The following is a 13,067-nucleotide window of genomic DNA, read 5'->3' as shown; positions in this document are numbered from 1 at the left end:
TTCAAGAGGAATCTGATGCTGACGATTGGAAAACTGGGGGCGTCAACAGGCGTGAAGGTGCCGACGATCCGTTATTACGAGCAGATCGGCCTTTTGCCCGAGGCCGAACGCAGTGCCGAAAACCAGCGGCTCTACAGCCAAAAGGCGCTGGAACGGCTGGCTTTCATCCGGCACGCGCGCGATCTGGGTTTCACGCTCGAGGCGATCCGTGACCTCCTCAGCCTGTCAGACCAGCCCGGCCAGCCCTGCGCGGCGGCCGATGCAATCGTTGTCGCGCAATTGGCCGAGGTTGAAAGTCGTCTTGCGCGGCTGGGCGCGCTCAAGGTCGAACTGCAGCGGATTCTGACGCAATGCGCGGGCGGTAAAATAGCGGACTGCCGCGTCATCGAAGCATTGGGCGACCATTCGCTTTGCGCGACCGATCATCGTTACCCTGACCTCGGGGCGACAACCTGATCTCAGCCAGATCGATTGGCATATCGGCGGTGAGCCGAACGAAATTCTGTCAAGTCAAACGTGCACTTTCGTCGCTGCGTTCGTGCGGGACCACGTTTTGCGTGATCATCTAGCGAAATGGATGGTACTGAAAATTGCTCACCTCAACGCCACCTCAACCCTTGGCTGCAGTTTTCGCGCAGCTTGTGCTGTCTAAAGCCGCTCAATGCGGTCGAACGCCGGAATGGAAATCGCAATAAATCAAACGGTTGTCTTGTAAGTTGCTGAAATCGTTTGATTTCCAATTTTCAGCCCGGATCGGCTCATAACCCGAAGGTCGTAGATGAGGCAGTTCATGCGGTCGTTCGAGCAAGCTTCGACATTACGAAACAATGTCCAAATCGAGCCCCGCAACAACAATAATCCATGTATGTCAAATACTTATATGCCGACAGAAATAGTCAGACACCACAAGCGCGATTTTACGTCAACGCCACATCAACGTTTGACAAGGCGGGTGCGAGGTGACGGGCACAATGGGCAGCCTTCAGGTCGATCCCGGGTTTCGCTTCGAGACGCCGAACCGGCTGATCATGCGTCGGAACGGTCTGGTGGAACGGATAGACTTTCCGGCTGTCGATCAGTTTGCCGGAATGACCGCGTATTTCTCGGATTGTATCCTGAGCCGGAAGCGGCCCGAGACCGGCCTGGCAGAAGGGTTGGCCGATATTCGTATCATGCTGGCAATCGAACGCGCGATTGAAACCGGACAGGCTCAGGCGCTTTCGCCCTTTGAAACCGATGGCGAAATCGGTCACCGGATAATCCGAACCCTGCGGTGATGCAAATCCATCAGCGAGCACGGCGCCCCAGCCGGCGGATGGCCCTAATCTGAGCGCAACAGTTTCAGCGCGGGGAGGGCTGCTCATGGCGCAAAAGGGAATCGCGATCATCGGTGCGGGAATGATCGGTGGGGCACATGCCAATGCCTATCGGCAATTTGCCCACAGGTTCGGGGACATGCCGCTTGCCATCGTTTGCGACACAAATGCCGAGATGGCCGGCGATCTGGCGCAGAAATACGGGTTCAAGGCGGTTGCGAGCGATTGGAAGCAGGTGATCTCCGATTCCGATATTCATGTCGTTTCGGTCTGTCTGCCGAATTTTCTGCACACCGAGGTGACACAGGCCGCGCTGGCGGCGGGTAAGCATGTGCTGTGCGAAAAACCGCTGGCGCTGTCGGCGGATCAGGCGCGGCCGGTTCGGGATGCAGCGCGCACGGCAGCTTGCGTGTCGGGGACCGTCTTCAACTATCGCCGCATTCCGGCTCTGGCCGATATCCGGGCGCGGATCGAAGCGGGCGACCTGGGCGCGCCGGTCCAGATCTCGGTCCTGTTTCAATGCGACTACGCCGCCGATCCGATGCTGCCGCATTCCTGGCGGTACGAATTCGACAAGGCCGGACCGGGCGCGCTGCTGGACCTGGGCACTCATGCGGTCGATATGGCGCGCTTCATGTTCGGCGATGTGGCCGAGGTCGTGGGTGCGGTCTCGACCATCTCTGTGCCGCAGCGGCATCTACCTTTGGGCACGACGACCGGGCATGGCCATGTGGAACTGTCGGATGAAACGGCCACCGTCGACAACGACGATGTGATGTCCGGGCTGGTGCGTTTCGCGAATGGCGCACAGGGCTTTGTCTCGGCGAGCCGGGTCGCGGTGGGGTCGGGTAACCGGCTGGCGGTCGAGGTGCATGGAACCAGGGGCACGGCGCGTTTCACGACCGAGATGCCCTCCTTCTATGAACTTGCGCTGTTCGCGCCCGGCCAGCCGTCGAACTTCATGCGCGTGCCGAACCGCCCATCCTCTCCTTCTATCGGCGATTTGGCACCGGTGCCGCATGACCTTGCCGCGATCGGTTATGCCGAGGTCTTCGGCTATCTGATCCACGAATTCCTAGGTGCGATTGCTGAGGGCAAGCCGCTGGAGAACGGTTCCATCGAGGATGGCTATCGCGCGGCGCAGGTGCTGGACGCGATCCAGAGGGCTAGTGTTGTGAACGAACCGGTAAAGGTGGCGTTTGAGGATTGAGGGGTGTCGTGATAAGAGCTTTGCGGACAAAGTGAACTTTCACGGCACTCGCACGAATGTCCTCATGGCGTCAAACTGGCCTGCGTTTTGAACGGCAAAGACAACTCCAACCGATGCTCCAACCCAACACGCCCCTCGAAAACCGGGCCGCTGTCCGACATTCCGAAGCGTCGGTAGAGAGTTAGCGCGGCGACATTTTCAGCATCGACGGCCAAGACCAGCTTCGTTGCATCAGGCCACCGAGCCTTCGCCATCTCGATAGCAAGTTGAAGCGCGAAGCGTCCGAGACCACGACCCTGAAATTCCCTAGAAATCTTCAGGCCGTGCAGGGAAACAGCATCGTTTGGCGTCCAACTGGGCGAAGCCGGCGGACGCTTGAGCAGAACCATACCTGCTGGCGTCCGACCCCTGATGAAAAAAGCCAGCCCGTATGTGTTCGAATCTGGTACCCGTTTCCACTCCTCGACAGAACCTAGGAATGTGCCCCCGAAGTCCTCCTGTTCCTTCGAGACGTCGAGACGGGCGAAAACGGCCAATTCGGCGTCTGACAAGGCTTCAAGGTCAATAGCGTCGAACGAGTGGGCAATACGGTTTGTCATAGAGGCACCTAGCCACCATCACGGAGGCCTTACAACCTCCAAAGCGGACAATTGCACATCGTGAAGCATCCGTCACACCGGGCTCAGAGCCGATCTCTGTGCCAGCCGGATGGGGTTGTGCAGATCAGGCCTCGGCGACGCTGCACCCACTCACACCCTGACTCTCCGCCCCGTCTGCACCGACTCCACGCAGGCATCTGCCAGCCGCAGCGCGATCACGCCGTCCTCACCGGTCGCGGAGGGCGCACGGTTATCGGCGATGCTGGCGATGAATTCGGCGATTTCGGCGGCGTAGGCCGGGGTATAGCGGGTCATGAAGAAATTCATCAGCGGCGCTGTCGTATATCCCTCGGCTGTGCCGATGCGCATGGTGTTTTCGTGGAAATTGGCCACGTCGACCATGCCCTCGCTTCCATGCACCTCAATCCTCTGGTCATAGCCATAGGTGGCGCGGCGGGAATTGGTGATGACGGCCTGTTTGCCGCTGGCGGTTTCCAGAATCACGGTTGCGCTGTCGTAATCGCCGATCTCGCGCAGGCGCGGCTCGATCAGGACCGAGGCATGGGCAGAGACGGTGACAGGTTCCTCGCCCAGCAGAAAACGGGCCATATCCAGATCGTGGATAGTCATGTCGCGAAAGATTCCGCCAGAACGCGCGGCATAGCTGATGTCGGGCGCGCCCGGGTCGCGCGAGGTGATCGTCACCATCTCGACCGCGCCGATGCGGCCCTCGTCAATCGCGCGGCGGGCGGCGGCGAAATTCGGATCAAACCGGCGGTTGAAGCCCATCATCAGCTTCACCCCGGCCTCGCGGGCGATGTCCACCACCTGCCGCGCGCGGGCGATATCCAGATCGACCGGCTTTTCGCAGAAGACATGCTTGCCGGCGCGGGCGAAACGCTCGATCAGGTTGGCATGGGTGTCGGTGGGGGTGCAGATCAGCACGCCATCGATGGCCGGGTCAGCTGCGATGTCTTCGGTGCTGCGATATTCCGCACCGCTGCGCTGCGCCAAGGCCTGTGCCGCTTCGGGCAAGGCGTCGGTCACGGCTGCCAGCCGGGCATCCGGATGCGCGGCGATGGCGTCCGCGTGGACATTGGCGATACGGCCGGCGCCGATCAGGGCGAGCGTCACGGTCATCTCAGGCTCCTTTGACAAGCGCCCAACCGCCCGAGGCAGCCGAGGCGAAGACAGCATCGCAGACGGCCGCATTGGCGCGGGCATCGGCAAGGTCGAAATAGGGGGCATCCTCGCCCCGGACGGCACGCGAGAAATTCGTGACCTCGGCCTTGTATTGGTCAAGTGCCGGGAATTCCAGCGAGGTGATATCGGAATTGGCGTGATCGGCGGAAGTGTCGATCAGGATCATGTTCGGTGCGCTGCGCGAGGGTACGTAGGCCTGCGGCAGCGTGACAAAGGCGCGTTCACAGACGATCTGGATCGATTGCGATGATGCCTGCGCCAGCGAGACCATAAAGCTCGCCTGCCGCCCTTTGCCGAAATCCATGATGACCGAGGTGAACATGTCGATTCCGCCCGCATTGCGCTCCATCAGGGCCATCACCCGCAAGGGCTCGGCATCCAGAAAGTAACGCGCGGCCATCGCTGTATAGCAGCCCAGATCATAATAGGCGCCGCCGCCCCATTCGGGTTTCTGGCGGAAATCCTGTTCGTTCGTCATCATGAAGGACAGAAGTGATGAGAACGTCAGCGGAGCACCGTAATCGCCGCTGCGCAGGATGTCGCGCAGCTTGATCCAGCGCGGTTGCTGGCGGACCATGAAAGCCTCGGAGATTTTCAGGGCAGGGTCCACGCCCTTCAGCGCCGCGTAATCCGCCGCCCGCATCGCGCCCGGCTTTTCGATCAGAACATGCTTGCCGGCATCGGCGGCCTTGCGCGCCCATTCCACATGCAGGTGATTGGGCAGGGCGATATAGACTGCCTCGACATCCGGGTCGGCCAGCACCTCGTCATAGCTGCCATAGGCCCGCGCGATTCCATGCTTTTCCGCCATTGCCTGCGCGCGGGTCAGGTCGCGTGCGCCGATGGCCAGCGGCACCGCATCGGCGCTGGCCACCATGCCGGGAATGACCGCGCCATCGGCAATCCGGGCCGCGCCCAGAATGCCCCATCTGACCGGATCGAATTGGGCCATTTTTCTTACTCCCGCTGTCTCGGGTCGAAGATGTGGCATGAAAACAGACGGGCTACCCGGAGCTTTATGATTGAAAGCAATCAGTCGAAATCTGTATTCGCCGGCAGGTTCTCGGGGCCGTAGAGCACGACTTGCAGCGGGCGCGTGTCGTAAAGCGGGTTTTCCTGCCCCAGATCGGCAAAGTCGAAATGGCGCAGGATGTGGTTCACGGCCAGCCGCGCCTGCAGTTCCGGGCATTGGTCGATGGTCAGCGACATGACGCCCTCGCGCAGCAGGGCAGCGCTGTATTTCGTCAGTTCATGGCCGACAAAGACCGGTCGCGCGGGCAAGAGATCGGCGCGGATCGCCTCCGCGACGCCCAGATTGCCGGCGCCGACATTATAGACGGCGACGATATCGCGATTGGCGGCGAAAAGCTGACGCAGCCGCGTCTCGGACCGGTCGCGGTCATCGCGCCCTTCCACGACGGCGGCGATGGAAAAGCCGGGCTGGTCGGCCAGATAGGCCTCCAGCCCGCGAATCCGGTCGTCATGCGACTGGATCTGGCGGGTATTGCACAGCACCGCGACCGGCCCCGGCCGCATCGCCATCCGGGTGATGAAGTAACCGGCCGAGCGTCCCGACATGAAATGATCCGGCCCCGCATAGGCGATCCGGTCCGAGCCGGGCACATCCGAGATCAGTGTGACGACCGGAATATCGCGCAGTTTCAGCGCGGCGACGGCGGCATGGGTTGCCGGATCGTCGGGCATGTACACAATGACCGCATCGCATGTGGTCTTGCGCAGCGCTCGCGCGATGCTGGCGGCGCTTTCATCCTTGAGGATCGTGCGGTGGATCAGGATCGAGGTGTCCAACACTGTCGTCAGCCGCTGGAACTGCTGGCGCATCCGCTCGATCAGTGGCAGTTCCGGGCGCGCCAGGATGACCTCGATCCGGATGGTCTTGCGGTAATGTTCGGGCAGTATGCGCTTCAGGCCCAGGTCCCGCGCGGCCTGCAGCACCTTGCGGCTGACATCCTTCGAGACATTGCCGCGGTCGTTGATGACCCGGTCAACTGTGGCCGAACCGACGCCTGCGCGCGCGGCCACATCTTTCAGCGTGATCTTGCCTGGCATGAATTCCTCTCTCCTTCACCAAGGATATGTGGAGGCCTGATCGAAAGCAATCATTCCAGCCGCTGCCGGCCCGCTCTGGCGGGACTAAGAATCGGGACAAATTGGGAGGATCATTCGATGAAGATCGGGTTCGTGTCGGACAGCCTCGGCAGTCTGTCTTTCGGTGAGTTGCTGGATCAGGCCGTTCGGCTGGGCGTCGATGGCGTCGAGGTGAATACTTGCGGCTGGTCCACCGGCCCGCATTTCGACATGGCGGCGATGAAGTCCGATGCTGGCGCCCGGCGCGCCTTTGCCAAGGAATTCGAGGCGCGCGGGCTGGAAATCATTGCGCTGAACGCCAATGGCAACCCGACCCATCCGACCGAGCCGCAGCAGGGCGAGGGGTTGCGCGACACGATCCGCATCGCTGGCGAGATGGGGCTGAAAACCGTCTGCACCATGTCGGGCCTGCCAGCAGGACGACCGGGGGACGAGATGCCGAACTGGGTCGTCTCAAGCTGGCCGCCCGAGACGCGGTCGATCCTCGATTACCAGTGGAACGAGGTGCTTATCCCGTTCTGGACGGACATCGCGGCATTGGCGAAGGATTGTGGGGTCGAACGTATCGCGCTGGAACTGCATGGCAATCAATGCGTCTACAACGTGCCGACGCTTCTGCGCCTGCGCGAGGCCATCGGGCCGGTGATCGGCGCCAATCTGGATCCCAGCCACCTGTTCTGGATGGGGGCTGATCCCTTGATGGCGGCGGATGCGCTGGCTGGCGCGATCTATCACGTTCATGCCAAGGATACGATGCTGAACACGCCCGTGCAGGCCACGACCAGCCTGCTGGAGAATGGCGGGCTGACCGATATACCGGCGCGGGCGTGGTCTTACATCACGCTGGGTTTCGGGCATGATGAAACCTGGTGGCGGCAGTTCTGTTACCGGCTGAGAATGGGCGGCTATGACGGCTGGCTGTCGATCGAGCATGAGGACATGATCCTGAACTCGCTGGAGGGGCTGGAACGTTCGGTCGAGCTGTTGCGGCGGGTGGCGCCGGTCAAGCCGTCGGACTTCAGGCTTCAGGACATCTGATCTGATCGTTTTCCATCAAGTTTCGGCTGTGACATAGCGCCGTGTCGACCCAGAATTCCGACAGGCAAAGAGGGAGGAACACCAATGTCTTTCATGAAATCCACCGTGACAGCCCTGCTGGCTTGCGCGACCGTCGCTGGCAGCGTCGCCTCGGTTCAGGCGGCCGAGATCGCAGTGATCGCCGGTTCGGCCAATGACGAATTCTTCAACCGCGTGAAGAAGGGCGTCGATCAGGCCGCGCTGGTGATCGAGGCGAATGGCGGCAAGGTCACCTATCTGCCGACCCAGAATTACGACAATTTCGGCCCCGATCTGGTCGGGCTGATCAACACGGCGGTCGGGCAGGGCGTTGACGGCATCGCCATCCCGATCTGGGTCCCCGAGGCGCAGGTTCCTGCCTTGCAGGCGGCTGCCGGGCAGGGCGTCAAGATCATGATGTATAATTCCGGCGCCGAGCATCGCGAAGCGGTCAAGGGCATCAACTATTTCGGCGCCGATGACCGTATCGCCGGTGTCGCCGGCGGTGAATATCTGGCCAAGAACGGCGCGCAGCGCATTCTGTGCCACATCCATGTGCCGGGCGCCGTCAACCTTGAAGCCCGCTGCGACGGCGTCACCGAAGGCGCCGAGGCAAATGGCGCCGAGGTCGTGCGCGTGCCGACCCCCGCCAACCTCGATTCAGATGCCACCGGCACCGCCGAGGCGATCAAGGCCGAGCTGCTGAAGGATTCCTCCATCGACGCGGTCATTACCGGCGCGGCATGGGCCTCGGATTCTGCCGCCATCGCGATCCAGCAGGCGGGACGCCCGGTCATGCTGGGCACGTTTGATCTCAGCCCATCGGTTCTGAACCGGATCAAGGATGGCACGCAGAATATGGCCATCGACCAGCAGCCCTATCTGCAATCCTTCCTGGCGGCGACGATGCTGGCCGCGAATATCGACTTCGGTGTCGAACTGGCAACTGACCCGGTGCTGACCGGACCGGCCATCGTCGATGCCGAGAATGTCGAGGTGACGATGAAGGGCGTTGAAGAGGGCGTCCGCTGAACCGGGCCGGGGTCGCGCGTTACAGCGCGACCTCTTGCCCCTCGGCGGCGCTTTTGCGCGCGGCGTCCAGAACCCGCAGCACCTCGATGGCATCGGCGGGTGTGACCGGTGGCGGGGTGCCATCGCGGACGGCCTGCGCGAAGCATTCGTAATAATCGTGATAGCGGCCCTGCCGTGACGGCACGCGCTCTTCGCCCGCCTCGGTGGCCAGAATGCCCCAGCGGTCCTCGATTTCATAGCCCCAGCCCGCCAGATCATCGACCGGGCGCTGGCCCGAAAAGATGGCCTGCGCCTGCACGTCTGTCTGCGAGGACCGATAGCTGCCCTGATCGCCATAGGCGACGAAGTCCTTGGCGTCGATATGATTGATCTTGCTGGACACAAGCTGTGAAAACGCGCCGTTCCGGTGGCGGATCGAAATGACAAACCCGGCATCGGTTGGGCCTTCGGGCAGGTCGATCATGTCCAGATGCGCATGGACAGATCGCGCAGGCCCCAGCAGCCACAGGATCTGATCGACCATGTGGCTGCCCAGATCGCGCAGAAGCCCGCCTTGCGGCCCGGCCTCCAGCGTCGCGGGATCATCCTGTTCCATCCGCGCGTGGATGCGCCAGATATTGCCCAATCGCCCACTGTCCAGCACCGATTTCAGGGTCTGCACATCGGTATCGAAGCGACGGTTGTGAAACACGCCAAGCGTGACGCCCTTGTCTTTCGCCGCCTGTTCCACTTCCCGCCCGACCTCGGCCGAGGGGGCAAAGGGCTTGTCGGCGATGACATGAACACCTGCCGCGATGGCTTCCAGCACCAGCTCGCGCCTTGTCTGCGGGGGCGTGGTGATGGTGACGGCATCGACGCCAGCGGCCAGCATATCGGTCAGGCTGGGATAGATTGGCAGGCCGGGATAATCCGCCTGCACCCGCTCAATCGTTGCAGGTGCGCGGGCGACGATACCCGCCAGGTCTACGCCTTCGGCCGCCATGATGAAGGGCGCGTGGAAATGCCGCCCGCCTGTGCCGTATCCGACAATTCCGATCCGCATGATACATTCCCTCACTTGATGCAAATGGTCCGAGTGTCGGTGGGACAGCGGGTCAACACAAAGCACACGCTGATTGCTTTTGATCACACGCTTTCGGGGGTAATGATGTCTAATGGCACAATCCGCTGTCGCACAGAACTGCCACGGCGATTGGTCAGCGATGCGATCATCGTGTCAATCAATTCGTCCGAGCTGTGCGGCAGAGGGTGGCACAATGCCGCCGTGATCAGTCCTTCGGTCAGGCCCTTGCGGGTCTCGGGGCCGATGTCGCGACAGACGATGCGCACGTCCCGGCGCTCTGGCGGCGCTTCGCGCAGCGCCTTCAACACGCCCGAGATGCCGCCGCCAGCCATATAGATCCCGCGCAGATCATCGCCGTTCTCCAGCAGATCGCGCACCATGCGATATGCCTCGGCGGGTTCCTCATGGGTCGGGCGACTGTCATCGACGGTCAGATGCGGCGCATTCTCGCGCATATAGGACCGAAAGCTGGCGTCTGACACGTCCTGACATTGATAGCGGTGGTTGCCGATAAAAACCGCAACGCGACCCGGCGCGTGGGTCGTCTGGGCGATGAACCAGGCCGCCGTGCGTCCCAGTTTCCAATTGTCCAGCCCCACGTAACCGGCGCGGTCGGGCGCAGACAGATCGGTGATATAGGTGACGACCGGCGTTCCCTGTGCGCGCAGATCCGCGATGGTCTGGCCGATCAGCGGGTGATCGCCCGCGATGATCGCCACCGCATCGCAGGCCTGTCCTAATCTGGCCAACCGTTCGGCGATGTTTTCCGCTGTCAGCAAATCGACGAAATCGACCAGGGGTTCGATCTTTTCGGTGTGCCGACGGCCCGCCGCCTCGATGATCTTGTCGCCGAACAGGCGATAGAGTTCCCGCGTCGATTGCTGCAGCAGGAAGCCCAGCTTGTAGTGCGGCAGCGCATCGTTGCGCCGCGCCTCGATCACGCCCAGCCCGTAAAATCCGATCTCTTCGGCGGCGGCATGGACACGGCCTATTGTCTCATGCCTGACCGAACCGTTGCCTGCCAGAATCCGGTTGACCGTGGCGACGCTGACGCCGGCCGCTTCCGCCAGTGCGGCGATGGTGGGGCGTTTCTGCTTCATGCTGTATCTCATCGTATCATGAAACATAATGATACAATAATGTCATTTTGTGACAAGATTTATTTCCTGACCCTGCGTCATTTGCTATTTTCATGTGCAAGGATACGAATCCTGCCAGATCGGATCAGGTTTGATGGTTTTCGATCAGGCACTCGGTTCTCTGTTCAGGGCAGCCGGGGCAAGGTCGGGACATGATGTCCTGTCAGAGGAGGCGGCGTCCCGGCGCAGGGACGCTCCGGCGCAAGATATCACTGGCTGAGCCGGACAGCCAAAAGGGGGATGACATGAAACTTACTGGAACACGCTTGCGCGTGCTGTTGGCTGGTGTCGCATTGGCCGCAAGTTCGGTCACGGCAATCGCCGCGGATATCGCCGTTGTCGGTGGCCGCGCAGATGAAGAATTCTGGAACCGCGTCAAGAAAGGCATCGACGATGCCCGTCTGATGGTCGAAGCCAATGGCGGCACCGTCAACTATCTGCAACTGCAAAGCTATGACAATCTGGGCCCCGATGCGGCACAACTGATCCGCACCGCGATCAGCCAGGGCGCTGATGGCATTGTCGTGCCGAACTGGGTGCCCGAGGCCGAAGATGACGCGATTAAATCGGCCATCGATCAGGGCGTTGCCGTGATCCTGATGAATGCCGGCAACAAGGAAAAGGCGGATGAGCTGGGCGCGCTTAATTATGTGGGCTCTGACGAATATGTCGCAGGTCACGCAGGCGGACAATATTTCGCGGAACACGGCGCCAAGAATATCATATGCGTCAACACCGTACCCGGCGCTGCCAATCAGGAAGCCCGCTGCAAAGGCGCGATCGACGGTATCACAGAGGGCGGCGGCGCAGGCACACAACTTCCACTGCCAGCCTCTTCCTTTGGTGACCAGACCGCGATTGCCGAGGCGATCAAGGCCACATTGCTGCAGGATGGCAGCATCGACGGTGTCATCAATGTCAGCGCCACCGATGCGGATGCGGGGGCAAGCGGCATCATGCAGGCGGGCAAGCAGGGCACGGTCATGCACGGAACCTTTGATCTTAACGGTGCCGGGCTGAAACGTATTCAGGATGGAACCCAAGCCTTTGCCATCGATCAACAGCCCTATCTGCAGTCGCTTCTGGCCGTGCAGCTTCTGGCCTCGCATATCGATTTTGGCACCAAGCTTCCGACCTCGCCGGTATTGACCGGGCCGGGCATCGTCGATGCGTCGAATATCGAATCCACGCTGGAGGGCGTCGAAAAAGGCGCGCGTTAGGCGTCGCATCATACTGGCAGTCCGCAGGGACCCTGCGGATCGGCCTTCATATTCGCACCCGCTGCCAATGGCCGCGCGCAGTGTGACCATTGCATCGAAACTGGAGGGATTCTGCGATGAGAAATCTAACATTCGGCGATCTTATGCGCCGTCCCGAGGCAGGGGCCCTGCTGGGTCTGCTGGCGGTGCTGATATTCTTTGTGGTCTTTGGCGGCATCAACTTTCTGAAGCCCGCCGGCACCGCAAGCTGGCTGAACGTGGCTGCGAATATCGGTATCGTCGCGCTGCCCATCGGGCTTTTGATGATCGCGGGAGAACTGGATATTTCCATCGGTGCGATGATCCCGGCGGGGTCAATGACCGTGGCAATCCTGTCCGGGCATTATGAACTGCCGATGATCGTCGGCATTCTGGGATCACTGGCCGTAGGCATCGTTGTGGGCCTGATCAACGGCATTCTTGTCGTTCGAACCGCCGTGCCCTCGCTGATCGTGACACTGGGGATGCTGTTTGCGGTGCAGGGGCTGACGCTGGGCTTTTCGGTGCTGCTGACCGGCACCACTTCGGTCGCGCTGGATGCGGCGCCCTGGGCCAAGTTCCTGTTCGGTCATTTCATTTCGAACTCTTTTCAGGTCATCATCCTCTGGTGGTTGGGGATTACGGCGCTTTACGTGTTCTTTGTGCATTACTCGCCCTTCGGTAACTGGCTGTTCGCTCTTGGCGGCGACAAGGTCAGCGCCCGCAATGCCGGCATTCCGACCGACAAGCTGACGATCCTTCTGTTCGTTCTGTCGGCGACCAGCGCGTCCTTCGTCGGCATGTGCCAGGCGATCCTGTTCAACTCGGCCCAGGTCTCGGGCGGGATGATCTTCATCTTCAACTGCATCATCTCGGTCGTGGTCGGCGGCGTGCTGCTGACCGGAGGTTTCGGCTCGGTCATTGGCATTTTCTTCGGCACGATCACCTTCGCCATCGTCAATCAGGGCATCTACTTCACCGATTTCGACCGCAACTGGTCGTCGCTGATCATCGGGATCATGCTGCTGCTGGCCGTTCTGATGAACAACACCTTCCGCGAAAAAGCGCTCAGCTATTCGCCGAAGAAGAAAAAATAAGGGAG

The 13,067-nt window shown here is 61.1% G+C and carries 13 protein-coding genes; 6 read left to right on the top strand and 7 right to left on the bottom strand.

All coding sequences use genetic code 11. The annotated features are described in order from the left end of the window. The first annotated feature begins 15 nt into the window (after nucleotides 1-15). Nucleotides 16-456: a MerR family transcriptional regulator gene (locus JHX87_RS08200; protein WP_271885706.1), complete on the top strand. Its 441-nt coding sequence runs from the start codon at nucleotides 16-18 to the stop codon at nucleotides 454-456. A 461-nt stretch (nucleotides 457-917) separates the two neighbouring features. Here the strand turns inward: JHX87_RS08200 and JHX87_RS08195 are convergent, their stop codons facing one another. Further along, nucleotides 918-1,253, bottom strand: coding sequence for a hypothetical protein (locus tag JHX87_RS08195; RefSeq protein ID WP_271885708.1), 336 nt, complete (start codon nucleotides 1,251-1,253; stop codon nucleotides 918-920). A gap of 109 nt (nucleotides 1,254-1,362) precedes the next feature. Here JHX87_RS08195 and JHX87_RS08190 point away from each other — a divergent pair, with 109 nt between their 5' ends. After that, the gene (locus JHX87_RS08190; protein WP_271885710.1) at nucleotides 1,363-2,526 is read left to right on the top strand and encodes a Gfo/Idh/MocA family protein; all 1,164 of its coding nucleotides are present in this window, start codon (nucleotides 1,363-1,365) and stop codon (nucleotides 2,524-2,526) included. 62 nt (nucleotides 2,527-2,588) lie between these two features. Here JHX87_RS08190 and JHX87_RS08185 read toward each other — a convergent pair whose 3' ends face one another. The 4 genes from JHX87_RS08185 to JHX87_RS08170 all read right to left on the bottom strand — a co-directional run bounded on the left by JHX87_RS08185 (nucleotide 2,589) and on the right by JHX87_RS08170 (nucleotide 6,398). Next, entirely contained in the window at nucleotides 2,589-3,125 is a 537-nt protein-coding gene (locus tag JHX87_RS08185; protein WP_271885712.1) for a GNAT family N-acetyltransferase, read from the bottom strand. A 150-nt stretch (nucleotides 3,126-3,275) separates the two neighbouring features. Then, the gene (iolG, locus tag JHX87_RS08180) at nucleotides 3,276-4,265 is read right to left on the bottom strand and encodes an inositol 2-dehydrogenase (RefSeq protein ID WP_271885714.1); all 990 of its coding nucleotides are present in this window, start codon (nucleotides 4,263-4,265) and stop codon (nucleotides 3,276-3,278) included. Nucleotide 4,266: 1 nt separating this feature from the next. After that, a complete protein-coding gene (locus JHX87_RS08175) occupies nucleotides 4,267-5,280 on the bottom strand; it encodes a Gfo/Idh/MocA family protein (RefSeq protein ID WP_271885716.1) in 1,014 nt (337 codons plus the stop codon). Between the two features lie 80 nt (nucleotides 5,281-5,360). Beyond that, nucleotides 5,361-6,398 carry a LacI family DNA-binding transcriptional regulator gene (locus tag JHX87_RS08170; protein WP_271885718.1) on the bottom strand — a complete coding sequence of 346 codons (1,038 nt, stop codon included), beginning with the start codon at nucleotides 6,396-6,398 and terminating at the stop codon, nucleotides 5,361-5,363. Nucleotides 6,399-6,515: 117 nt separating this feature from the next. Here JHX87_RS08170 and JHX87_RS08165 point away from each other — a divergent pair, with 117 nt between their 5' ends. Further along, nucleotides 6,516-7,475 (top strand): sugar phosphate isomerase/epimerase family protein, encoded by a 960-nt coding sequence (locus JHX87_RS08165; protein WP_271885720.1) that lies wholly within the window; start codon nucleotides 6,516-6,518, stop codon nucleotides 7,473-7,475. An 84-nt stretch (nucleotides 7,476-7,559) separates the two neighbouring features. Continuing rightward, nucleotides 7,560-8,525 (top strand): substrate-binding domain-containing protein, encoded by a 966-nt coding sequence (locus JHX87_RS08160; RefSeq protein ID WP_271885722.1) that lies wholly within the window; start codon nucleotides 7,560-7,562, stop codon nucleotides 8,523-8,525. Nucleotides 8,526-8,544: 19 nt separating this feature from the next. On the opposite strand, the gene JHX87_RS08155 is transcribed toward JHX87_RS08160, so the two are convergent. Then, nucleotides 8,545-9,567: a Gfo/Idh/MocA family protein gene (locus tag JHX87_RS08155; RefSeq protein ID WP_271885724.1), complete on the bottom strand. Its 1,023-nt coding sequence runs from the start codon at nucleotides 9,565-9,567 to the stop codon at nucleotides 8,545-8,547. Nucleotides 9,568-9,650: 83 nt separating this feature from the next. After that, the gene (locus JHX87_RS08150; protein WP_271885726.1) at nucleotides 9,651-10,688 is read right to left on the bottom strand and encodes a LacI family DNA-binding transcriptional regulator; all 1,038 of its coding nucleotides are present in this window, start codon (nucleotides 10,686-10,688) and stop codon (nucleotides 9,651-9,653) included. Nucleotides 10,689-10,972: 284 nt separating this feature from the next. Between JHX87_RS08150 and JHX87_RS08145 the strand changes: the two genes are divergently transcribed. After that, nucleotides 10,973-11,947: a substrate-binding domain-containing protein gene (locus JHX87_RS08145; RefSeq protein ID WP_271885728.1), complete on the top strand. Its 975-nt coding sequence runs from the start codon at nucleotides 10,973-10,975 to the stop codon at nucleotides 11,945-11,947. 116 nt (nucleotides 11,948-12,063) lie between these two features. Further along, a complete protein-coding gene (locus JHX87_RS08140; protein WP_271885730.1) occupies nucleotides 12,064-13,062 on the top strand; it encodes an ABC transporter permease in 999 nt (332 codons plus the stop codon). Nucleotides 13,063-13,067: the final 5 nt, after the last annotated feature.

It is taken from the genome of Paracoccus fistulariae, from assembly GCF_028553785.1.
GTDB lineage: Bacteria > Pseudomonadota > Alphaproteobacteria > Rhodobacterales > Rhodobacteraceae > Paracoccus > Paracoccus fistulariae.
This window is presented reverse-complemented; position numbering and strand designations above follow the sequence as displayed.